Raw genomic sequence first — 21,900 nt, 5'->3', positions numbered from 1 at the left:
CCCAGCGCGCCGCGCTCCGCTCAGGGGCGGGCCGCGCGGCGCTCGGAGAGCTGCGCCAGGAGGCCGAGCGCGCCCTGACCCTCCGCGATCTCGCGCCCGCGCCGGAAGGCCGCCTCGGCCCGATCCCGCGCCTCCGCGGCCGTCGGCGCGCCGCGCACGAGGGCGATCTCGCCCTCGAGACGGTAGAGCTCTGGCTCGAAGTAGCGCTCGTCGCTCTTCTCGACGAAGGCCAGCGTGTCGGCGAGCAGCGCGCTCGCCTCGTCGACGTTGCCCGCGCCGAGCTCCGCCTCGATGAGCGCTGACCGCCAGTAGGTGAGCGACACGCGGCTGCCGACGCCCGTCAGCATCGCCAGGCCTCCGCGGATGCGCGCGGCGCCCTCGGCGTACCGCGCGCGCGCCGCCTCGCCGGCCGGCCCCTCGGCCGCGCGCGCCGCCGTCGCCCAGCCGAGGTCGATCTGGCTGAGCGCCGCCCAGTGGGGCATGCCCACCTCCTCGGAGAGCTTGCCGAGCGCGTGCGCGTGCGCCTCCGCGCCCGCGACATCGCCGAGCAGGCAGCACAGCACGGCCGCGAAGTGCTCGACGAAGCCGCGGCTCACGGGCTGGTTCAGCTCCTCGCACAGCGCGATCGCCTCGTCGACCGAGGCCCTGGCGCGCTCCGGCTCGCCGAGGTGGAACGCGATCCAGGCGAGGTGAGACAGCGAGAACGCCGCGGCGTCCTGGCCGAAGAGGAAGGCGAGCGGGAGGTGCCGCGCGGGATCGTAGAGCGCGAGCACCTTGTTGAAGTGCTCGCGCGCCTCGCGGAGGTGCCCTCGGAGGAAGCGCGTCGCGCCGAGCGCCTGGTGGGCGCCCAGCGTGATGCCGGCGTCGCCCGTGCTCTCGGCGAGCGCGAGCAGCTGCTCGCCGTGCTGCTCCGCCAGCGCGTAGTCGCCGCGGACGTGGAAGAAGATCCAGAGCCCCCACAGCGCGGGGAAGAGCTGCGGCGAGGAGCCCGCCTCGCGGCAGAGCGCGTGCGCGCGCGCGTACGTCGCCTCGACCTCCGGGGCGGCGTAGCCGCGCGTGATCATCAGCGGGACGCCGAGCGTGGTCTGCAGCGTGATCTCGTCGCGCATTCGCTCGCTGGTCTCCGGGAGCTGCTTGAGGAGCTCCAGCCCGCGGCTGAGCTGGCTGATCGCCTCGGCGTGCGCGGACGAGAACAGCGAGGCCTCGCCCGCGCGCTGCCACGCGGCGACGGCGGGGCCGATCAGCGCGGCCTCGGTGTAGTGCCGCGCGAGCAGCTCGGGCGGCGTATTCGTGGTGCGCTCGGCGAGGACGGCGGCGATGCGCGCGTGGTACACCTGCCGGGTGCTGCGGAGCAGCGACTGGTAGGCGGCGTCCTGCACCAGCGCGTGCTTGAACGTGTACGTCGAGCGCGGGGGGCGCCCCCGCTGGAAGAGCAGCTCGGCGTCGACGAGCTGCGCGAGCGCCTCGCGCAGCGCCTCGGGGCTCGACGCCATGAGCAGCGGCTCCGCGCCCGCGCTGCCCGCCGCGCACAGCTCGAGCGCCTCGTAGCCGAACGATCGGCCGAACACCGCGCAGAGCTGCGCGACCTCCTTGGCAGGGCCCAGGCGATCGAGGCGCGACATCAGCGAGTGCTGGAGGGTGGTCGGGATCTCGAGCGCGTCCACCCCCTGGCGCGCGGCGCTCGGCGCGCCGGTCGACTCCCCGGCGGCGGCCTGCGCGGCGGCCGACTCGACCACCATGCGCGTGAGCTCCTCGGCGAACAGCGGGACGCCATCGCTGCGCTCCGCGAGCGTCCGGATCACCTCGTCTGGCAGCGACGCCTTCGTGCCCGGCGCGCCGCTCGTCGCGTACGCGCCGGCCAGCTGCTGGACGAGGGCCCGCATCCGCTCGGCGCTGAGCGGGGCGAGGTAGAGCTGGGTGAAGTGCGAGCGCACCGGCCACGGCGGCGCGAACGTCGGGCGCGCGGTCAGGAGCAGCAGCAGCGGAGACGGCCGCCCCTCGTCGATGAGCCGGCCGAGCAGCTCCAGGGTCGACGGGTCGGCCCAGTGCAGGTCCTCGGCCGTGAGCACGAGCGGCTGCCGATCGGCGAGCCCGAGGAAGAGCTGCAGGAGCGAGGAGATGGTCTCCTGCCGCTGGCGCTGCGGGGTGAGCGCCGGCATGGGGTGGCGTCCCTCGGTCGGGATCGACAGCAGCGCGGCGAGCAGCGGCACGGCGAGCGGCCCCGCCTCCGCGTCGGCGAGCAGCTTCTCCAGCCGCGCGAGCCGGTCTTCGCGCGGCTCGAGCCCTGCGCCGCGCTCCGTCGACGGCGCGGCGCCGCTCAGCGTGCTCGCGCGCTCGCGGTCGCCCGCGAGCAGCGCGTTGAGCAGCTCGATCACCGGATAGAAGGCGCTGTTCTGGAGCTGCGGCGAGCAGCGCGCCTCGAGCCACAGGTGCGGCGTCCCGGCCAGCCGGTCGCGGAACGCGCGCACGCTCCGCGACTTGCCGATCCCCGCCTCGCCCGTCATCAGCACGACCTGCCCCGCGCCCCCCGCGGCCCGCGTCCACCGGGACGCGATCTCGTCGAGCTCGCTGTCTCTCCCGACGAGCGGCGTGAGCCCGTGCTGCATCCTCGCGTCCAGCCGGTCCCGCGCGGTCGTGCGCCCGTGCACCGCGAAGACCTCGATCGGCTGGCGCGCCTCCTTCGGGCTGATCTCGCCGAGCGCGTCCACGTGGTAATAGCCCTCGACGAGCTTCAGCGTCGCGCGGCTCACGAGCACCGTGCCCGGCTCCGCGTGGGCCTTCAGCTGCGTCGCGGCGTTCAAGGTCGGGCCTGCGAGCGATGGCGCGGCGTCGCTGTCCGCCACGACGACGATCCCGGTGTGCACGCCGACCTGCACGGACAGCGGCATGGACACGAGCTCACGCGCGTTCAGGCGGGACATGTGCTCGACCAGATCGAGCGCCGCCTGCACGGCGCGGAGGGCGTCGTCCTCCCTCGCGACGGGGTGGCCGAAATACGCGATCGTCTCCTCGCCCGGGGAGCGGAGGAAGACCCCCTCTTGCGCCCCGATCACCTGGGCGCACACCGCCTGGTACATCTGGACGAGCTCGTGGAACGCCTCGCTGTCGACCGTGTCCGCGATGCGCTCGGCGCCGGCGAGCCCGCAGACCAGCACGGTGAGCTGGCGGCGCTCGCCGCGGCCGGTGGTGGACATCGGCCGCGTCCCGGGCGCGACGCTGGGGCGGGACGTGAAGCTCGTCGCCGGCGCCGTCGGCGGGCCCCCCGAGGCGCCGAGGTGGATCGACGCGTTGCGGATCGGCCTCGCCGGCGCCGCGGCGGGCGCGACGTTGCGGCCTGGGATCGCGAGCGTCGGCGCGGCGCCGAGCCGCTCGTCCTGCCGCTGCTGCTCGGGGGATTTGCGCACCGTGCCCGGCAGCGACGCGATCTGCTCGGAGGGCACGGGCTGGGTCTCCTGCTCGGCCTCGCTCTGCCCGGAGGAGGGCACGGGCTGGGTCTCCAGCTCGGCCTCGACCCGCCGCGCCGGTCGCGTCGAGATTGCCCGCTGCTCCAGCGCGCCGCCGCGCTCCTTCAGCGAGGCGGTGGGTCCAGGATCGGGCGGCAGCGGCCACGGGATCCCCGACACATCGCACTCCTCCAGCAGCTCGTAGGCGTCGCGGGCGGACCGGAAGCGGTGCGCCGGCGACTTGGCGGTCACTTGTTCGAGCAGCGCGCCGAGGGGGTGGCCGCGGAGGGCGCGGGGGATCGGCACCGGCTCGGGGCTCAGCTGGCGGAAGATGACCTCGGCGATCGTCGCCTCGTGCATCACGGGCGCGCCGATCAGGCACTCGAGAAAGGTGAGCCCCCATGCATAGATGTCCGCCGCTGTGGTCGGGGTGGACTGCACGAGCTGCTCCGGGGCCATGTAGGCCGGCGTCCCGTTGAACTCCCCGGTGGGGGTGAGCGCGCGGTAGTCGGTGGAGCGGGCCTCGCCGATGAGCGCGGCGATGCCGAAATCCAGCACCTTGGCGTGCGTCCGCTTGCCCGACCCGGCGACCATGATGTTCTGCGGCTTGAGGTCGCGGTGAATGACGCCGCGCTCGTGGGCGAAGCCGATGGCGTCGAGCACCTGCAGCATCAGCCGCTTGGCCTCGTTCGGCTCGACCCCCCTCGTGCGCTGGCAGCGCGCGGTCAGCGTCTCGCCGTCGACGTACTCGAGCGCCAGGTAGAGCTCGCCCTCGGGCAGGCGCCCGGCGTCGAGCAGGCGAACGATGTTCGGGTGGCTCAGCTGGGCGATGACCTGCATCTCCCGCTCGAAGCGCGCTTCCTGGGAGCTCGACTCGCGCGAGCGCCGCAGCACCTCCGGCCGAAGCAGCTTGAGCGCCACGCGCTGGGTGGTCACGATCTGGCGCGCATCGTAGACGACGCTATGGCCGCCGCTCCCGAGGTGGCCGAGCACCTGATACCGGCCGTCCACGAGCGCGCCGACCTCGAGCAATCCATCGCGAGCGGACATCCCTTGATCTCTTACCGCCGAACGCCGCCGGAGTGGATCGTGAACGCCGCTGCCGGTCCAGGTTGATCGCTCGCGCCGCCTCGAGGCCCGCTCAAGCGACGCGAGGCAGGGCGCCAGGGCGAAGCGGCGCCCACATCTGCTGGCCTCCCCGCTGTGTCGCGCGCCTGGCCGTCCTTCGCTGGCGTGATGCAGGCAACCAGATCGCCTCGGCTTGAGCGCGTGGTGCAGGAGAACGAGGTCTGATACCCTCGCGATTGATGGGCAATGCCCCGCACTCCGGCAGCATGCCGCCACCTTCGAGTGGTCGGGGCCAAGGAGCCCTCCTCTACGCCGTCGACGATGAGGAGCTCAACCTGGACCTCATGGATCGGGCGCTCCGCTCCGGCTACCAGGTGCGCACCTTCGGGGACCCTCGCCGCGCGCTGGCGGCCGCGGTGAAGGAGCCGCCCGCCGTGGTCGTCGCCGACTACCGGATGCCTCATTTCAGCGGGCTCGCGCTGCTGCGTGAGCTGCGCCGGCAGGGGCTGAGCTACGTCCCGGTGCTGGTCTGCGCCCCGACGGACGTCGAGCAGATCCAGAAGATCTCCCGGGAGAGCGCGGCCTTCCGGATCATCACGAAGCCCTGGATCGCCTCGGATCTTCGCCGCCAGGTCGACCTGGCGGTGAGCCTCCACCAGCTCCAGGTCGCGCGGAACCACCGCTGAGCCAGAGGCGCCCCGTGGCTTCGCCGTGCGCTGTCCGGGGCGATGCGACCGGATCGCCGGCGGGCGGCGCGCGAGCGTGCTCGCGGTGCGGGGGCGTCCGGTGGTGTCCTTGAGCGATCGCTCCCTCGACGTTGTCGCGCTCGAGCTGCCGCAGCGCTTCGGCGACCGAAGGGGCGCGCTTGCCGAGATCGACGGTCTCCTCGGCTCGCCAGCGCTTGCGGGGGCAGACCTGGTGCTGCTGTCCGAGCTCATCCTCACGGGCTATGTCTCGCCGCGGGGCGACAGCGATCTGCGCCGCTTCGCGGAGCCGATCGACGGAGAGTCGGCGGAGCGGCTCGCCGCGCTCGCGCGAAGGCACGGGATCGCGCTGGCCGGCCCCCTCGTCGAGGCGAGCGGGGGCCGCTTTTACAACAGCCTGCTCGTCTTCGACGGCGAAGGACGGCGCGTGGGCCATTACCGCAAGCGTCATCCGTGGTTCCCGGAGCGCTGGGCGGCGCCGGGGGATCTCGGGACGCCGGTCCTCGAGCTGCGCGGCGTCAAGCTCACCGTCGCGATCTGCTTCGATGTTCACTTCGTCTCCGAAGACGCGGGCGACGCGCTCGACGAGGCCGATCTGCTGCTCTTCCCCACGGCGTGGGTCGACTCGCCGGGGGAAGAGGACATGCGCGCCGATCTCCTGCCCGTGCTCGCCCGGCGCCATCGCATCTCGGTCGTGAACGCCAACTGGGGGCCCTCCCGCCCTGCGCTCGACGGCCAGGGCGGCTCGCGCATCCTCGACGCGCAAGGGCGGTCGGTCGCAGCGGCGCCGCCCGGCCCGGGGCCGAGCGCCGTACGCGCCACCTTGCGCTTCGCGCGAGCGCGGCGCGGCACGTGAGCGTGCGCGTGCGCGCGGGGAGCGCCAGCGCGCCTCGCGGGCAGCTCGAACGCCCGGGCGCGCTCAGGTGAAGGTCGAGCTTCCCCGCGCGGGCGCGGCGAAGCTGGGAGCCGGTGTGGCTGCCGCGATCGCGCTCAGGTGAACGGGAGCCGGGTCAAATCGACGTTGCCTCCGCTCACGATGACGCCGATCCGCGCCCCCTGGACCGAGCGCCGCAGGACCGCCGCCACCGGGACGGCCGCGCTCGGCTCGATGACGAGCTTCATCCGCTCCCAGACGACGCGCATCGCCTTGACGATGTCCTCTTCGCTCACGGTGACGATCTCGACCCCGCGCTCGCGCAGGACCGCGAAGGTGAGCTCGCCGAGCGACGTGCGGAGGCCGTCGGCGATCGTGACCGGGTCGTTCGAGGGGACGATCCTCCCTTCGCGCATCGATCGCGCCGCGTCGTCCGCGGCCTCGGGCTCGGCGCCGATCGTGCGCGCGCGCGACAGCGAGCCGGTGGCGATGGCGGTCCCGGAGAGCAGCCCGCCGCCGCCCACGGGCGCAACCACGGCGTCGAGATCGTCCACCTGGGCCGCGAGCTCCAGCGCGGCCGTGCCCTGGCCGGCGATGATGCGCGGGTCGTTGTAGGGATGGACGAAGATCGCGCCCGTCTCGGAGATCACGCGGGCGATCGTCTCCTCGCGCGACCGGAGCGTGGGGGCGCAGCTCACGACCCGGGCGCCGTAGCCCTCCACGGCGGCGCGCTTCACCGCGGGCGCGTTCTCGGGCATCACGATGTACGCGGCGACGCCGCGGATTCGGGCCGCGAGCGCGAGCGCGGCGGCGTGGTTGCCCGAGGAGTGGGTCGCGACGCCGCGCCGCGCCTCCTCGTCCGAGAGGGACATGACCGCGTTGCTCGCGCCGCGGAACTTGAACGCCCCGACCCGCTGCAGGTTCTCGCACTTGAAGAAGACGCGCGCCCCGGCGATACCGTCGATCGTCCGGCTGGTCATGACGGGCGTCACGTGGGCGTGGGGCGCGATGCGCACGGCGGCGCCGCGGATGTCCTCGACGGTAGGCAAACGGCTCATGGGACGCTCATCGGAGCGCGGTCCCGGCCCGGCGTCCACCGCGAGCGCGGCGCGCCCACGCGACGCCCTCGCGGCGCTGCTTCAGAACAGGTCGGCCGCGACGCCGTCGGCGAAGACCCAGGCGGCTCGCGGGACGCGGACCCGCCCGCCGGCCACCTCCAGGCGGCCGGCGCGCTCGAGCCGCTCTGCGGCCCTCCGCCGCGAGGGCGGCCACGCCGGCACCCCGAGCGCCGCCGCGGCGGCCTCGAGATCGAGCCCCTCGCGCAGCCGCAGCCCGAGCATGATCCGCTCGGACAGCCGCGTCTCCGGGGCGAGCCGCTCCTCGCTCTCCACGGCGATCGCCTCGCCGCCCTCGGCCATCGCAGCCATGTACCGTTCTGGACTCACGATGTTCCGGTACCGGACCGCGGACGCTTCTCCGTCATGGCCCTCCGCGCCGGCCGAGCGCAGGCCCCAGCGCGGATCCGGGCGCGAGACCGTCCCGTAGGCGGCGCACCCGAGACCTATGTAGTCGATGCCTTGCCAGTAACCCAGGTTGTGGCGCGCCTCGTCGCCTGGCCTCGCGTAGTTCGACACCTCGTAATGGGCGAGCCCCTCGGCCTCGAGGGCCTCGTCGATGGCGAAGAACGTGTCCGCAACGCCATCGTCTCCGGCGAGCGGCAGGCGACCGCGCCGCGCGAGCTCTCCGAACGAGGTGCCGGGCTCGACCGTCAGGCTGTACGCCGAGATATGCGTCACCCCCGTCGAGGCCACGGCGCGCGCCTCGGCGGCGGCCTGCTCGGGGCGCTGCTCCCGCGCCGCCTCGACCGTTCCGACCGCGACACCGTAGATGAGATCGCCGCTCACGCGCGGCATCCCGGACCGGAGCGCCGCCGAGAGCGCGCCGAGCCCGCCGTCTGGGTCGTGCAGGCGCCCGAGGAACCGGAGGCGCTCGACGTCGAGGCCCTGAACTCCGACGCTGAGCCTGTTCACCCCGATCGCTCGGAACGCCCGGGCCCGCTGCTCATCGAGCGAGGTCGGGTTGCACTCCACGGTCACCTCGAGGTCCGGCGAGAGCCGGCCGGCGGCCGCGGTGACGGCCGACAGCACCCTGCCCATCTCGTCCGGCTCCCACAGGGACGGCGTCCCGCCGCCGAAGAAGATGCTCCGGAGCTCGCGCTCGCCCAGCACATCCTCCCGCTTCCGCAGCTCGGCCAGCACGGCGTCGGCATAGCCGCGGTGGTCGATCGCCTCCCGCGCCTTCGCGAAAGACACGAAGTCGCAGTAGGGACACTTCTTGAGGCACCAGGGGAAGTGGACGTAGACGGTGATCGGCTCCATGGTTTTCATGCATCCGCGACAACATTCGACCCGACGCAAGCGGGCGAAGCGGAAACTCCGAGATGAACCGAGGTGAGGACGAGGACGGCGTGGATGACGCGGATGGCGTGGATGGCGTGGATGGCGTGGATGGCGTGGATGACGACGAGAACGCGCGGCGGAGCGCGCGTGCCCTGCGCCGGGCAACGCGCCCGGGCACCTTACTCCGCGCGTGCGCGCGCGCCGCGCATGGTGACACAATTGCGAGGTCTAGATCGCGGTGTTAGCGTGCGAAAGGGAGGGGGCGCATTGCGCCCACCGAACTCTTCATGCTGACGTTGACGGAGCTTGTCGATCGCGTCCGGACCTATCAGCCGGCAGCAGACGTCGATCTCATCGCCCGGGCCTACGCCTACAGCTCTGATGCTCACAAGGGGCAGACCCGCAAGAGCGGCGACCCTTACTTTTCCCACCCGGCGAGCGTCGCCGCGATCATCACCGAGCTCAAGCTGGACACGGCGAGCGTCTGCGCCGGGCTCTTGCACGATGTCGTCGAGGACACGCTCGCGACGACCACCGACATCGAGAACAGCTTCGGCCAGGAGGTGGCGTTCCTCGTCGACGGCGTGACGAAGCTCTCGAAGATCAACTTCGCTTCCAAGGAAGATCGGCAAGCCGAGAACTTCCGCAAGATGCTGGTGGCGATGGCGCGGGACATCCGCGTGCTCCTCGTGAAGCTGTGCGACCGCCTCGACAACATGCGGACGCTCGAGTTCATGAAGCCCGAGGCGCAGGACCGGATCGCCCGGGAGACGATGGAGATCTACGCGCCGCTCGCGAACCGCCTCGGCATCGCGCGCTTCAAGAGCGAGCTCGAGGACCTGTCGTTCAGGTACATCGAGCCGGAAGCCTGGTCGGACCTCTCGCAGAAGGTCAAGACGACCGCGAAGGAGCGGGACAAGTACATCCACGAGGTCTCGAAGGTGCTCGCGGGCAAGCTCGCGGAGCAGGGCTTCGCGGTCGACGTCACCGGCCGAGCGAAGCACCTCTACTCGATCTGGCGCAAGATGCAGGCGCAGCAGTGCGATTTCGATCAGGTCTATGACGTCATCGCGTTCCGGGTCCTCGTCGAGTCGGTGGCCGACTGCTACGCGACGCTCGGCGTGATCCACTCGCAGTGGACCCCGGTCCCCGGCCGCTTCAAGGACTACGTCGCGCTGCCCAAGCCGAACATGTACCAGTCGCTGCACACGACGGTGATCGGACCCGGGCGCGAGCGGATCGAGATCCAGATCCGCACCCACGAGATGCACCGCGTCGCGGAGCAGGGCATCGCGGCGCACTGGAAGTACAAGGAGAACAACTCCGGCGGCATCGACCCGAAGGACGCCGCGCGGTTCGGCTGGCTCCGCCAGCTGATGGAGTTCCAGAAGGAGCTCAAGGATCCGGCCGAGTTCCTGGAGAGCGTCAAGGTCGACCTGTTCCAGGACGAGGTGTACGTCTTCACGCCGAAGGGCGACGTGCGCGTCTTCCCCCGCGGCTCGACGCCCATCGACTTCGCGTACGCGATCCACACCCAGGTCGGCGAGCACTGCTCGGGGGCGCGGGTCAACGGCGCCATCGTCCCGCTCCGATCGAAGCTCCGGAACGGCGACGTGGTGGAGGTGATGACCAACCCGAGCCAGCACCCTTCGAAGGACTGGCTCGATTACGTCTCGACCAGCCGCGCGCGCTCGAAGATCCGCAACTTCCTGCGCACGGAGCAGAGGGAGAAGTCGCTCAAGCTCGGTCGTGAGCTCCTCGAGAAGGAGATGCACCAGCGCAGCATGAGCCTGAGTCGCCTCACGAAGCACGAGGGCGAGCTGCGAAAGGTCATGGATCGCTTCGGGGTCACCTCGGCCGATGAGCTCTTCATCTCGGTCGGCTATGGCAAGGTGAGCGTCCGCGCGGTGTGCGAGTTCCTCGCGCCCACGCCCAAGGAGAACGAGAAGGGCACGCCGACCCCGCCGCCCGAGTCGATCAAGGAGGGGCGCATCGAGTCGCTCGTCCGCAAGGTCACCGGGCGCGACAGCCACGGCATCCGGCTGAACGGCATCGACGACGTCCTCGTCCGCTACACGAAGTGCTGTAACCCGCTCCCAGGCGACGAGATCGTCGGCTTCATCACGCGCGGCCGCGGCATCACCGTCCACCGCCGCAACTGCGCCAAGGCGTTCGACACGGACCCGGAGCGCCGCGTGGAGATCTCCTGGGACGCGCGCGCGAAGATCAACCGCCCCGTGCAGATCAAGGTGATGACGGCGAACCGGCCGGGCATCCTCGCGACGGTCGGCCACACCTTCCACGAGCAGGGCATCAACATCAGCGAGGCGACCTGTCGCGCGGGCGACGACGGTCGGGCGATGAACACGTTCACGTTCCTGTGCTCCGACCTCGCGCAGCTGAAGAGCGTGATCCGGCGGCTGCAGCGGATCCCCGGCGTGATGGCCGTCGAGCGGACCTGAGCGGCGCGCCTCAGCGGCCACGGCGAGCGCGCGCCGCGCCGCTCGTCCTGGGCGGCGCGCCCGCGGCGCTCGGTCCAGCCTCCGTCAGGGCGCGGGTGAGCGGACGGCCGAGGTCGCCGCCCGGCTCGTGTCGCGCGGCGATCTCCTGCACCTTGCGGACGAGCCGGGTCACGTCGTGGTGGCGGACCGGGGATCCAGCGGAGGCGCGATCACAGAAGAACGTGCGGCACCCGAGGGGCCTCGCGGCGTAGATCGCGCAGCGACCGGCGTCGGTGAGCATCGGACACCGCCGCTCCGACGCCTGCGGCAGCGCGCGTCGCCGGCTCGGGCCGCCGGCGGACGCCCCCGGCTCGGGCGCTCCCGCCCCGCCCGCTCGCACGATCCCCTCGAGCGCTCGGCGGCCCCCGCGCGCCGCGATCGCGCGCCGGACGGCAGCGAGCTCGACGGACGTCACGTACGGTTCGCGGCCCGTGATGCCGAACCGACAGCACTCGGTCGAGGCCTCGCACGTCCAGCCGCTGAAGACCTCTTCCGCCTCGCGGTACACGGCCGAGAGCTCGGTGAGCAGATCGGCCTCACGGACGGGTGGATCGAGGGGCGTGGTTCGACGCATTCGTTCGGAGGCGCGCTCGTGGTGATCGGACGTACTGCCAGCCCGAAGCGGCCGCGATGCAAGGGGAGGGGTGCGGAGCCGGGCGGAGCTTCGAGCCGCGACCCTAGTGCCACGCGGCGCCGCTGCGAAGCAGCAATCCGCCATCCTGACGGGCGCTCTGACGCAGGGCACCAGCGCCGTCCGTTCTGGAGCGAGCTGCCGCTGCGACCGCGGGGGCGTCGGCGCTGTTCCCGGATGCGCGCGAGGCCGCGCGCTGGGCGGCGGGCGCGCACGCGCTATTCTCGCGCTGGATGCCGGTGCTGCGCCCGAAGCTTCGAGCCCTCGAGATCGTCGTCATCCAGGATGAGCGCCATGGCCGCGCCTTGATGCTGCGCGACACCGAGGGCATCGCGCCGTCTCCGGTCGTCGTTCCCGCCGCGAGCGCTGCCGTGCTCGTGCGCTTCGACGGGAGGCGACCGATCGACGAGATCGCGCGTGACGTCGCTCGGTCGACGGGCCAGCACGTGGACGCCGCCCACGTGTCGCAGCTGGCCGACGAGCTGGAACGCGCGTGGATGCTCGACAGCCCGCGATTCCACGCGCGCCGGCGGAGCGTCGTGCAATCGTTCGACGCGGCGCCGATACGGATGGCCGCGCATGCGGGCGGTGCGTACCACGGCGATCGACGGAAGCTCGCCGACTTCATCGAGCGAAAGTGCCTCCAGGTCGCGCGGCCGCAGGGCGGAGCGACGCGCGCTGCAGCGTCCCAAGGCGCGCCAGCGCGCATGGTCGGGCTCTGCGCGCCGCACATGGATCTCTGGCGCGCCGCGGCGGGCTACGGGCATGCCTACGCCGCGCTGGAGCAGGCGCTGGCGGGTCCAGGGCTCGATCAGGTCGACACGTTCGTTCTGCTCGGGACGTCGCACGCCGCGATGCGCCGTCCGTACGCCGTCTGTGAGAAGACGTTCGCGACGCCGCTCGGTCCTCTCGAGCCGGATCGAGAGATGATCGCGGAGCTCGCGGCGGCGAGCCGCTTCGACGTGCGCGAGGACCAGTACCTGCACAAGAACGAGCACTCGATCGAGTTTCAGGCCGTGTTCGTGCGGCACCTCCTTGGCGGCCGCGCGGCGTCGATCGTGCCCATCCTCTGCGGCCTCTCGGAGTGTCAGGCGCGGCGTCGCGACCCCGCGCAAGACGATGGCGCCGAGTCGTTCCTGAGGGCGCTCCGCGACGCCCTGGCGAAGCGCCCTGGTCGCGTCCTCGTCATCGCAGGAGCGGACCTCGCCCACGTCGGCCCGCGCTTCGGTGATCCCGCGCCCCTGGACGAGCGGCAGCGGACGGCGCTGCGCGACCGCGATCTCGCCTCGATCGAGCGCGCGACGTCGATCGACGCGCCGGGCTTCTTCGTCGACGTCGCTCGGGACCTCGCCAGCCGTCGCGTCTGCGGCCTCGGCCCCATCTACACGTTGCTCCGCGCGCTCCCGCCGTCGTCGCGCGGCGAGATGCTGCACTACGAGCAGTGCGTCGACCCCGAGGAGGGATCGATCGTCAGCCACACGTCTCTCGGATTTTACGGTTGAAGATCCGCGCCTCTACGTCCGCCTGGCGCGCTGGCGCTTCGTCATCGAGCGCGCCGAGAGCCCCCCCGCTGGCGCGACGCGAGGCTCCCGGGCATGAAAAACGGGCGTCCCTCAGCCGCGCGGGACCCTGCGGCGCGCGATGTCGAGGCCGAGCCGGTCGGCCTCGCGGTAGATGGCCTGCCGCGACATGCCCAGGGCACGCGCAGCCGACGCGACGGAGCCGTTGGCCCGGGCGAGGGCGTCCTCGAGGCGGGCGCGCGCGAGCGAAGGATCCGTCGCGGGCGGGAGGTTCGGCTTCACCCGCGGGCCGCGCGCGAGCGATCCCGCGATCGGCGTGACGGAGAGCGGACCGTCCGGCGCAGCCTGGGCTGCGGTCACGATGGCGGACTCGAGCTGCGGCACGCCGCCCGGCCAGCCGGCGCGGACGAGCGCCTCCAGGAGCTGCGGGGTGAAGCGATCGAGGCCGATCGCGTTGCGCTCCGCGATGTCGCGCACGATGAGCGGCACGTCCTCGCGCCGCATCTCGAGCGTCGGGATCGTGATCCGCTTGCCGGAGAAGAGCGACGCGAACCACGGCGCCACGCGCCCGTCGCCGGCGGCGCGGTCGAGCGGCTGTCCGGTCGTCGCGATGATGCTGACGCCGTTCGAGCGGCCGACCGAGTGCGCGATCTCCAGCTGCTGCGGGCGCGGCAGGCGATCGGCGTCGAGGACGAGCCATGTCATCGGTCGCGCGCCCGGCGGGATGGCCGGCTTCGTCTCGGCGCTGCCGTCGACGACCAGCGTCTCACCCAGGCCCTCGCGCACCGCTGCGGCGAGGCGAGCCAGCGTCCGCTTCCCGACCCCGGGCGCGCCCTCGATGCAGACGCTGGAGCCCGACTGCACCAGCTTCATCACCGGGTCGATCCAGTCCTTGCGCTGCTTCGAGCCGAACACCAGCGGTCCGAGCCGAGACGGCGCGCCGTCGTACAGCGCGAGGTGCCGCTCGACGAAGACCCCGAGCTGATGCCCGAGGCGCACCACGTCGCCGTGCATCACGCCGATGCGCCGGGCGCGGACGCCGTTCACCCACGTGCCGTCGTGGGTGTCCATGTCCTCGATGTAGCAACCGTCCGAACGGACGCTGATCTTCGCGTGCTCCGGCGCGATCCCGTGGCCCTCGATGCGCCCGTCGCGCGCGGCGCTGCCGATCACGGCGCCGTCCATGAGGCTCACGATCCGCGGCGGCGCGTCGAGCCCGATCAGGACGAGCCCCCACCCACCGTCGTCATCCTGTCGCTTGGCGTGGACTCCGGACCGGTACTCTTTCTGAAGGACCGGCGCCGTTGTCTCCGCAACGTCCACTCGCAAAGCAGTCTGCTCGTTCATGCTCCCCCCAAGTCCAAAGGACCTGCCTGGTCGACCCAGGCCAACCAAGAGCGCGCCGAGTGGCGGGCACCCTTATGATGTAAGAGCCCCCCACACGGTGCCGCTGTCGCGAACGCGAAGGCTTTTGTGAGCGGCACCGTTCGCGGTGCTGCTTGGCGAGCCCCCTCGCTCGCAATGGCCACACAATACTCGACCAGAGCGGCCGTGCAACCTGCCGGCGACGGAAGTTTTGAGGTTTTGTTGTTGAGAGCTTGACTCCCACCACGCCGATTGGTACTCATCCGCCACGCATCGACGGAGCGAACCTCCGGTGATGACCCGGCGCGAATCAGGATTTTTCCGACAAACGCCTTTAGAAGTGGTTTCCTGAATTAAGTGATTGACATCTGCGGGAGTAACTCAGTGGTAGAGTGCAACCTTGCCAAGGTTGACGTCGCGGGTTCAAATCCCGTCTCCCGCTCCACGACATAGGCTCTGCGGCAGCGAGCAGACCCTGCGAGGCCGGTGTGACCCACCGGCCTCTGTGTTTTGTTTAACGTTCAGCTCAACGTTTTGCTCAACCGCTCGGCGCGCTGGCGTCGTGGGAACGCACGGGGCGATGCGCCAGGCGGCGGGCCTGTGATACGAGGATTCGCCTCATGTCCGCTCCGCTCCACGAGCGCCTGCGCCTGCTTGCCCATAGCCTCGAGCGGCAGTTCCTAGGCAAGGACGAGATCATCCGCCTGCTCATGATCGCGGTCGTCGCGGGCGAGCACTGCGTGCTCCTCGGCCCGCCTGGGACCGCGAAGAGCGCGCTCATCCGCACGCTCGCCGAGCTGATGCAGGCCCGGTACTTCGAGTACCTGCTCACGCGCTTCACCGAGCCGAACGAGATCTTCGGCCCGGTCGACATCGGTGCTTTTCGCGAGGGCGTCTACCGCCGGAACACCTCGGGGATGCTCCCGGAGGCGGAGATCGTCTTCCTCGACGAGGTCTTCAAGTCGAACAGCGCCATCCTGAACGCGCTGCTCACGCTGCTGAACGAGCGCAAGTTCGCGAGCGGCGGCCAGGTGCTCCGCTGCCCGCTCATCAGCGTCTTCGCCGCCTCGAACGAGGTGCCCGGCGACGAGACGCTGACCGCGATCTTCGACCGCTTCCTCCTGCGGGTGCAGTCCGACAACCTCGACGCCTACCACTTCAGCGAGCTGCTCCAGCGCGGCATCCAGCAGGAGATCCGGCACATGGCCGGCGAGCCGCTTCGCCCGCTCGTCGCGGCGCGCGAGCTCGCCGAGCTCGGCCGAGGGTTCGGCGCGCGGATGAACTTCGGCGATGCGTTCCTGTCGGCCTACAAGGGGCTGGTGTTCCAGATCCGCGCCGAAGGGATATCGCTCTCGGATCGTCGTGTCGTGAAGATGCTCAAGCTCTTCGCGGCGAGCGCTTACCTCGATGGCCGCCAGACGACCGACGCGAGCGACTTCTTCGTGCTCAAGCACATCTGGAACAACCAGGATCAGGCGGCGATCCTCGAGGGCATCGTGCAGCCGGTGCTCGAGGCCTTCTTTCGCGAGCACCCGGATCGCCGCCGTGTCGGCGCGCTCGGCGTCGGCGTGGAGGCGCTCGCCGCGGAGATCGATCGGATCCGGCAGATCCTCACGGGCGGCGCCTCGCTCGGCGACGTCCAGCTGTTCAGTCAGCTGAAGGCGCTCGGCGAGATCAAACAGGCGCTCGCCGGCATCAACGACGCTCGCGCCCGCGAGCTCGAGGCGCGCGTGTCTCAGCTGCTCGAGGCTTCGTTTCGGAGCGGACGCTTCGCGCAGATCTAGCGGCACCCGGTCCGGGCGTCGCCGGCGCGGCGACGTCCGTCCTGGAGCGAGCCGTCCTCCCGGCCTGGCTCCGGGCGGGCGTGCTCGGGGCGGCGTCGGTCCTGGCGCGAGCCATCCGCCCGGCCGGGCCCTGACCAGGTGCGCTCGGGGCGTCGGCGTTGGCTCTGGAGCGAACCCTCGGCTGCGCCGGTCCCCGGCTGCGCGCGGCGGCACCAGCGGCTTCCTGTGCAGGCCGAGGTGACGCCTTCGCGCCTGACCGGGCCGAGCTGGCCGTGCGGCGGTGGTCGACCGGACCCGACGACGCGCCCATCACCGCGCCGCGGATCCGCTTGGGCACGCCGAACGCCTCGCGGATGTGGAGGAGCTCATCCACCGTCAAGGCGCGCCACTCTCCCGGCCGGAGGCGTTCCGAGCTCACCCCGGCGAACGTCGTCCGGGCCAGGCGCATCACGGGCCAGCCGGTCGCCTCGCCCATGCGCCGGATCTGCTGGTTGCGGCCCTCGCGGAGGGTCACCTCGAGCCACGTCTTGTCGCCCTCGTGGCGGAGCAGCCGCGCCTCGGCCGGCAGCGTGACGCCATCCTCGAGGCGGATCCCCTCGCGCCACGGCGTGAGATCGTCCTCGCTCATGACGCCCTGGACCTTCAGGACGTAGGTCTTCGGCACGCCGCCGCGCGGATGGAGCAGCGCGTTGGCGAAGTCGCCGTCGTTCGTCATGAGGAGGATGCCGCTCGTCGCGAAGTCGAGCCGACCCACGGGGTAGAGCCGCGCGCCCGTGCCGCGCACGTGGTCGGCGACCGTCGGGCGCCCCTCGGGATCGCGCATCGTCGAGACGACGTTCCGCGGCTTGTGCAGCGCGACATAGACCGGCGCCTCGGAGACGAGGCGCTTGCCGTCGACCTCGATGCGGTCCTTCTGCCGGTCGGCCTTCAAGCCGAGCTCGGTCACGACGCGCCCGTTCACGCGCACCCGCCCGGCGAGGATGAGCTCCTCCGATGCGCGGCGCGAGGCGACGCCGGCGCGCGCGATGATCTTCTGCAGACGTTCTTCCATGGTGTGCTCGGGACCTACGCCGACGCGATGGTGTCGGCCGACGGCACTGATAAGCACGCCCCTCGCGCCGCGTCGACCGACCTGGGCGGTACGCCGCTGGGATCCGAGGCCGACGCCGGCGCGCCTGCCCTGGCGAACGCCCGCGGCGGCAGGAGCACCTGCGCGCGCTTGCGCCGTCAGGGCAGGGGGCGAGGTTGGCCGCACCTCGGCTCGAAGGAGGCGCGCTCTATTTCTTCTTGTCGCTGGAGGGCGCCGCGCTCCCGCTGTCGCCCACGGCCTCGTTTGCCTTGTCCGCGGCCGCCTGATCTTCCGCAGCCTTCTTCGCGGCTGCAGCGGTGGCCTCCTCTTCTTTCTTGCGCTCCTCGTCCTCGAGGCGGCGCTTCAGCTCGTTGTCGTGATCCCACCGATCGACCCGCTCGTCGGCGTCGATGTCCACGCCCATCCGCTCGAGCCGCCCCATGCGGTAGATCTCCCAGACGTCCGGCTTGCCGTCGCGGTTCGTGTCGCGCTTGATGCGCGCGAGCTTGCCGCCGCTGTAGTACTTCCACTCGTCGGGGTTGCCGTCGCGATCGGAGTCGACCTTCACCTCGGCCAGCCTTCCGCCGGCGAACGTGAGCCATGTGTCGATCCGGCCGTCGTAGTTCGAGTCGGACTCCTCGTGAAGGCTCTCGCCCTTGTCGTTGTACTTGCGGACGACGTCCTTCACCCCGTCGAAGTTGGTGTCGATCTCGCGGCAGACGAGCGCCCTCTGGCGGTCTTCGCCGGTGCCCACGATCTGCCAGACGCGCCGCACGTTGGGCTGGATCGCGCCTGGCCCGGCGGTCTCGCTCGTCTCGCGATCTTCTTTGCCCTTCCAGTCGCACATCGAGCGATCGTCGATGCTGCCGTCGGCGTTGCGAGCCGCCTCGACCCTCGGCGCCTTCGCGCCTTCGAACCCTGGATCCGAGCCGCACGCCGCGCCGAGCAGGCTGAGCGTGGCCAGCGCGATGAGCGCTTGTCTCCTCATGTCACGGTCCCTTCTTGGCGGCCGGCTGGCCGGGCGCGGAGCCCGCGGGCGCGGTGGTCGCCGATGCAGCCGCGCCCGCGGGGGCAGCGGTGGGCGCGGCGGTCGCCGATGCAGCAGCCGCGCCCGCGGCGGGGGCAGCTGTGGGCGGGGCGCCCGGCGCTCCGGCGGCCGCAGGCTGCCCTGCGCCCGCCCCTCCCTCCGTGGGCGCGGCGCCGCCCGGCGGGGGCAGCGGCGCTTTCGGCGCGCCGTACGACTCGGCGCAGAGATCCACCACGCTTCCGGGATCGGCCTTGCCGTCGGCGTTCTGATCGCTCGCCACGACCGCGCACTTCGCGTCGTTCGGGTTGTTGAACTGCCACCACTGGTCGACGATCCCATCGCCGTCGGAGTCGCGCTCGCGGCGCGCGAGGCGCGGACCCTCGTAGTAGTCCCAGGTGTCGAGCTTGTCGTCGAAGTTGGTCTCGCGCTCCTTCAACACGACGGCGCCGCGCTCGTAGTGAGCGATCTCGTCGGCCCGCCCGTCGCGGTCGAAGTCCGATTCGCGCCGCCGTTCCACCCCCTTGGCGTCGTAGTAGATGAAGGCGTCGATCGCGCCGTCCAGGTTCAGGTCGACGACCCGACAGACCTCCCGGCCGTCTTGCTTCACGTGGATGATGTCGGGTATCCCGTCGCCGTTCACATCGACCTTCTCCGCAGAGGCGGAGTCCTTGTCGCAGGGCTCGTGGACGACCGCCGTGTCCCGTTCGTTGGTGGAGCCCTTCGCGCTCGAGGGGTCCGGCGTCGAGGACGCGCAGGAGGTGACCGAAATGGTGATCAGGGCCACAAGCGAGCACCTGGACGACCGCCAGGTGAGCGGGAATCGCGTCATCAAGAGATTCCTCCGGCCAGCCCGGAACCCTCGGGACAGAAGCTCGACGCGCCGGGCGAGCCGTCCCGACGCGGACCAGCTTCAAGCCGCAGTCTAGACCGCGGCCCGCGCGCACATCAAGAAGCCCCACTGAACGCGACGGACGCGACGGGCGCAACGGACACGACGGACGCGACGGACGCGACGGACGCAACGGACGCGACGGACGCAACGGACGCGACCCGCGGCCCAGCCCGGCCGATCCCCGCACCCCGGCGAGCGGGGTGGCGCCATTCCGATTGACATCATACGTACCGGCATCTAGGGTAACGTCTTGTCAGTCGTCCCCTTCGAGACTGGCGGGTTACCCTCCCGGGCGTGACATGTCGCGGAAGAAAGTCTCGACGACCATCTACATCACGCCCGAGCAGGCCGAGCGGCTGAAGATCCTGCACGAACGCACCAAGGTCCCGATCGCGGTCTACATCCGCGAAGGGATAGATATGGTCCTCAAGCACTACGAGCACGTGCTGCCAGGGCAGATGTCCCTGGAGAGCCCGCCGGTCGCCGCGCCGCCGATCCCGAAGAAATGACCGTCGCCGGGGGCCGCAAGGCTCCGGTGCCGGACGCCTGGGCGCCGGTCGCTCGGGGTGGATAGCTTCGCGGCGCGGGTCGCGCTAGGAGCAGCCGCGCCGCGGTCCACCATTTCCCGCGGCGCTCGTAGAGCCGCGCGCCGCGGCTCGCTCCCCCTGAGGGCCCGGACGTTCCAGTCCGCTCCCTCGCACCTCGGTCGAGGCCGCGCGCTGCGGCCGCTAACGCTGGTCAGGTCGCCGCGCCCTGAAGCTCGCTATGCCCGTTGATTCCAAGCTCATCCGCAACTTCTCGATCATCGCCCACATCGACCACGGCAAGTCCACGCTCGCCGACCGCATCCTCGACGTGACCGGAGCGCTCACCGCCCGCGAGCAGAAGGAGCAGTTCCTCGACAAGATGGACATCGAGCGTGAGCGGGGGATCACGATCAAGGCCCAGACCGTTCGCCTGGATTACACAGCGAAGGACGGCCAGACGTACCGGCTGCACCTCATCGATACGCCCGGGCACGTCGACTTCAACTACGAGGTCTCGCGCAGCCTCCAGGCGTGCGAGGGCGCGCTGCTCGTCGTCGATGCCACCCAGGGCGTCGAGGCGCAGACCCTCGCGAACGTCTTCCTCGCCCTGGACAACAACCTCTCGATCCTCCCGGTCCTCAACAAGATCGACCTCCCCTCGGCCGACGTCGACCGGACGACGCGCGAGATCGAGGACGTCATCGGCCTCGACTGCTCCGGCGCCATCCCCGCCAGCGCCAAGACGGGGATCGGCATCGCGGAGATCCTCGAGGCGGTGGTCGAGCGCATCCCGGCGCCGAAGGGCGACCCGAACGCGGCGCCCCGCGCCCTCATCTTCGACAGCTGGTACGACAGCTACCGCGGCGCGGTCGTCATGGTGCGCGTCGTCGACGGCATCATCCGGAAGGGCCAGAAGGTCCGCTTCATGGCGACCGGCCGCGACTACGAGATCACGGAGATGGGCGTGTTCACGCCCCACGCGACCGCCATCACCGAGCTCGGGCCAGGGGAGGTCGGCTTCCTCGTCGGCAACATCAAGAGCGTCGTCGACACGAAGATCGGCGACACGGTGACCGACGCCGTCCACGCCGCGACGACGCCGCTCCCCGGCTTCAAGGAGGTCAAGCCGATGGTCTTCGCCGGGATCTTCCCGACGGACTCGGCCCAGTACGAGGACCTCCGCGACGCCCTGTCGAAGCTCCACATGAACGACGCCGCGTTCGTCTTCGAGCCCGACACCTCCGAGGCGCTCGGGTTCGGCTTCCGGTGCGGCTTCCTCGGCCTTCTCCACATGGAGATCATCCAGGAGCGGCTGGAGCGCGAGTACAACCTCGACCTCATCACGACCGCGCCGAGCGTCGTCTACCACTGCTACCTGAACGACGGCTCGATGAAGTCGATCGAGAACCCCGCGAAGCTCCCGCCGCCGAACCTCACCGATCGCATCGAGGAGCCGATCTTCCGGATGACCGTCCACGTGCCGTCGACGTACGTCGGCGCGGTCCTCGCCCTGTGCCAGGAGCGGCGCGGGGAGCAGAAGTCGATCCAGTACGCCTCGTCCGACCGCGTGATCATCACCTACGACATGCCCCTCAGCGAGGTGCTCTTCGACTTCCACGACAAGCTGAAGAGCGTGTCGCGCGGCTACGCGTCGATGGACTACGAGCTCGTCGGGTACCGCGCCGACGATCTCATCAAGCTGGACATGCTGGTGAACGGCGACCCGCTCGACGCCCTCAGCGTCATCGTGCACCGGGACAAGGCGTACGCCAGGGGCCGGGACCTCGCGGTGAAGCTCAAGGACATCGTGCCGCGCCAGCAGTACGAGGTCGCGATCCAGGCGGCGATCGGGTCGAAGGTCATCGCGCGGACGACCGTGAAGGCGATGCGCAAGGACGTGACCGCCAAGTGCTATGGCGGCGACATCAGCCGCAAGCGCAAGCTCCTCGAGAAGCAGAAGGAGGGCAAGAAGCGGATGAAGATGGTCGGGAGCGTCGAGATCCCGCAGGAGGCGTTCCTCGCCATCCTGAAGATCGACTGACGCGCGGGGGCGCCGGTCAGCGCGCGCCTCGCCGCGCCGCGCGGCCACGCGAGCG

Annotated in this window: 15 protein-coding genes and 1 tRNA gene; 8 read left to right on the top strand and 8 right to left on the bottom strand. The window is 71.1% G+C overall.

Annotated elements, in window-relative coordinates; translation table 11 throughout:
* Positions 1–20: 20 nt before the first annotated feature.
* Positions 21–4,493, bottom strand: a complete 4,473-nt coding sequence (locus tag WMF44_RS20945) for a protein kinase domain-containing protein (protein ID WP_437300871.1) — start codon at positions 4,491–4,493, stop codon at positions 21–23.
* Positions 4,494–4,750: 257 nt separating this feature from the next.
* Between WMF44_RS20945 and WMF44_RS20940 the strand changes: the two genes are divergently transcribed.
* Both WMF44_RS20940 and WMF44_RS20935 read left to right on the top strand, forming a co-directional pair.
* Entirely contained in the window at positions 4,751–5,197 is a 447-nt protein-coding gene (locus WMF44_RS20940) for a response regulator (protein ID WP_012236479.1), read from the top strand.
* A gap of 103 nt (positions 5,198–5,300) precedes the next feature.
* Positions 5,301–6,071 (top strand): carbon-nitrogen hydrolase family protein, encoded by a 771-nt coding sequence (locus tag WMF44_RS20935; RefSeq protein ID WP_437301586.1) that lies wholly within the window; start codon positions 5,301–5,303, stop codon positions 6,069–6,071.
* A gap of 134 nt (positions 6,072–6,205) precedes the next feature.
* On the opposite strand, the gene WMF44_RS20930 is transcribed toward WMF44_RS20935, so the two are convergent.
* The gene (locus WMF44_RS20930) at positions 6,206–7,147 is read right to left on the bottom strand and encodes a pyridoxal-phosphate dependent enzyme (protein ID WP_437300870.1); all 942 of its coding nucleotides are present in this window, start codon (positions 7,145–7,147) and stop codon (positions 6,206–6,208) included.
* An 81-nt stretch (positions 7,148–7,228) separates the two neighbouring features.
* Positions 7,229–8,476 carry a radical SAM family heme chaperone HemW gene (gene hemW / locus WMF44_RS20925; protein WP_437300869.1) on the bottom strand — a complete coding sequence of 416 codons (1,248 nt, stop codon included), beginning with the start codon at positions 8,474–8,476 and terminating at the stop codon, positions 7,229–7,231.
* Between the two features lie 299 nt (positions 8,477–8,775).
* Between hemW and WMF44_RS20920 the strand changes: the two genes are divergently transcribed.
* Complete coding sequence (locus WMF44_RS20920; protein ID WP_437300868.1) at positions 8,776–10,950, top strand: RelA/SpoT family protein; 2,175 nt, start codon at positions 8,776–8,778, stop codon at positions 10,948–10,950.
* A 10-nt stretch (positions 10,951–10,960) separates the two neighbouring features.
* Here WMF44_RS20920 and WMF44_RS20915 read toward each other — a convergent pair whose 3' ends face one another.
* Complete coding sequence (locus WMF44_RS20915; RefSeq protein ID WP_437300867.1) at positions 10,961–11,563, bottom strand: YkgJ family cysteine cluster protein; 603 nt, start codon at positions 11,561–11,563, stop codon at positions 10,961–10,963.
* A 290-nt stretch (positions 11,564–11,853) separates the two neighbouring features.
* Here WMF44_RS20915 and amrB point away from each other — a divergent pair, with 290 nt between their 5' ends.
* The gene (gene amrB / locus WMF44_RS20910) at positions 11,854–13,122 is read left to right on the top strand and encodes an AmmeMemoRadiSam system protein B (protein ID WP_437300866.1); all 1,269 of its coding nucleotides are present in this window, start codon (positions 11,854–11,856) and stop codon (positions 13,120–13,122) included.
* Between the two features lie 111 nt (positions 13,123–13,233).
* Here the strand turns inward: amrB and WMF44_RS20905 are convergent, their stop codons facing one another.
* Entirely contained in the window at positions 13,234–14,463 is a 1,230-nt protein-coding gene (locus WMF44_RS20905; RefSeq protein WP_437301585.1) for an FHA domain-containing protein, read from the bottom strand.
* Between the two features lie 412 nt (positions 14,464–14,875).
* Between WMF44_RS20905 and WMF44_RS20900 the strand changes: the two genes are divergently transcribed.
* Together WMF44_RS20900 and WMF44_RS20895 are read left to right on the top strand one after the other, a co-directional pair.
* Positions 14,876–14,950: transfer RNA gene (locus tag WMF44_RS20900), tRNA-Gly, on the top strand.
* A 175-nt stretch (positions 14,951–15,125) separates the two neighbouring features.
* Complete coding sequence (locus WMF44_RS20895) at positions 15,126–16,289, top strand: AAA family ATPase (protein ID WP_012236471.1); 1,164 nt, start codon at positions 15,126–15,128, stop codon at positions 16,287–16,289.
* Here WMF44_RS20895 and WMF44_RS20890 read toward each other — a convergent pair.
* The 3 genes from WMF44_RS20890 to WMF44_RS20880 form a co-directional block, all read right to left on the bottom strand.
* On the bottom strand, positions 16,201–17,340 hold the full coding sequence (locus tag WMF44_RS20890; RefSeq protein WP_437300865.1) for a pseudouridine synthase: 1,140 nt from the start codon (positions 17,338–17,340) through the stop codon (positions 16,201–16,203). The two genes, WMF44_RS20895 and WMF44_RS20890, sit on opposite strands and share 89 nt — an antisense overlap.
* Positions 17,341–17,566: 226 nt before the next feature.
* Entirely contained in the window at positions 17,567–18,346 is a 780-nt protein-coding gene (locus tag WMF44_RS20885; protein WP_437300864.1) for a hypothetical protein, read from the bottom strand.
* A 1-nt stretch (position 18,347) separates the two neighbouring features.
* The gene (locus WMF44_RS20880; protein WP_437300863.1) at positions 18,348–19,214 is read right to left on the bottom strand and encodes a hypothetical protein; all 867 of its coding nucleotides are present in this window, start codon (positions 19,212–19,214) and stop codon (positions 18,348–18,350) included.
* Between the two features lie 362 nt (positions 19,215–19,576).
* Between WMF44_RS20880 and WMF44_RS20875 the strand changes: the two genes are divergently transcribed.
* On the top strand, positions 19,577–19,786 hold the full coding sequence (locus tag WMF44_RS20875) for a ribbon-helix-helix domain-containing protein (RefSeq protein WP_012236467.1): 210 nt from the start codon (positions 19,577–19,579) through the stop codon (positions 19,784–19,786).
* A 256-nt stretch (positions 19,787–20,042) separates the two neighbouring features.
* Positions 20,043–21,845, top strand: a complete 1,803-nt coding sequence (gene lepA, locus WMF44_RS20870; RefSeq protein ID WP_437300862.1) for a translation elongation factor 4 — start codon at positions 20,043–20,045, stop codon at positions 21,843–21,845.
* The last annotated feature ends 55 nt before the right edge of the window (positions 21,846–21,900 follow it).

The sequence above is a fragment of the Sorangium sp. So ce426 genome, assembly GCF_051475585.1.
In the GTDB taxonomy this organism is placed as follows: domain Bacteria; phylum Myxococcota_A; class Polyangia; order Polyangiales; family Polyangiaceae; genus Sorangium; species Sorangium cellulosum_B.
Note: the sequence above shows the minus strand (reverse complement) of the source record. Positions and strands in the feature narration are given on the sequence as shown.

Coding starts and splice junctions, on each gene's coding strand:
- WMF44_RS20945 (WP_437300871.1), bottom strand. CDS start 4,493: ATGTCCGCTCGCGATGGATTGCTCGAGGTCGGCGCGCTCGTGGACGGC.
- WMF44_RS20880 (WP_437300863.1), bottom strand. CDS start 19,214: ATGACGCGATTCCCGCTCACCTGGCGGTCGTCCAGGTGCTCGCTTGTG.
- WMF44_RS20895 (WP_012236471.1), top strand. CDS start 15,126: ATGTCCGCTCCGCTCCACGAGCGCCTGCGCCTGCTTGCCCATAGCCTC.
- WMF44_RS20885 (WP_437300864.1), bottom strand. CDS start 18,346: ATGAGGAGACAAGCGCTCATCGCGCTGGCCACGCTCAGCCTGCTCGGC.
- WMF44_RS20890 (WP_437300865.1), bottom strand. CDS start 17,340: ATGGAAGAACGTCTGCAGAAGATCATCGCGCGCGCCGGCGTCGCCTCG.
- amrB (WP_437300866.1), top strand. CDS start 11,854: ATGCCGGTGCTGCGCCCGAAGCTTCGAGCCCTCGAGATCGTCGTCATC.
- WMF44_RS20940 (WP_012236479.1), top strand. CDS start 4,751: ATGGGCAATGCCCCGCACTCCGGCAGCATGCCGCCACCTTCGAGTGGT.
- WMF44_RS20915 (WP_437300867.1), bottom strand. CDS start 11,563: ATGCGTCGAACCACGCCCCTCGATCCACCCGTCCGTGAGGCCGATCTG.
- WMF44_RS20930 (WP_437300870.1), bottom strand. CDS start 7,147: ATGAGCCGTTTGCCTACCGTCGAGGACATCCGCGGCGCCGCCGTGCGC.
- hemW (WP_437300869.1), bottom strand. CDS start 8,476: ATGAAAACCATGGAGCCGATCACCGTCTACGTCCACTTCCCCTGGTGC.
- WMF44_RS20920 (WP_437300868.1), top strand. CDS start 8,776: ATGCTGACGTTGACGGAGCTTGTCGATCGCGTCCGGACCTATCAGCCG.
- lepA (WP_437300862.1), top strand. CDS start 20,043: ATGCCCGTTGATTCCAAGCTCATCCGCAACTTCTCGATCATCGCCCAC.
- WMF44_RS20875 (WP_012236467.1), top strand. CDS start 19,577: ATGTCGCGGAAGAAAGTCTCGACGACCATCTACATCACGCCCGAGCAG.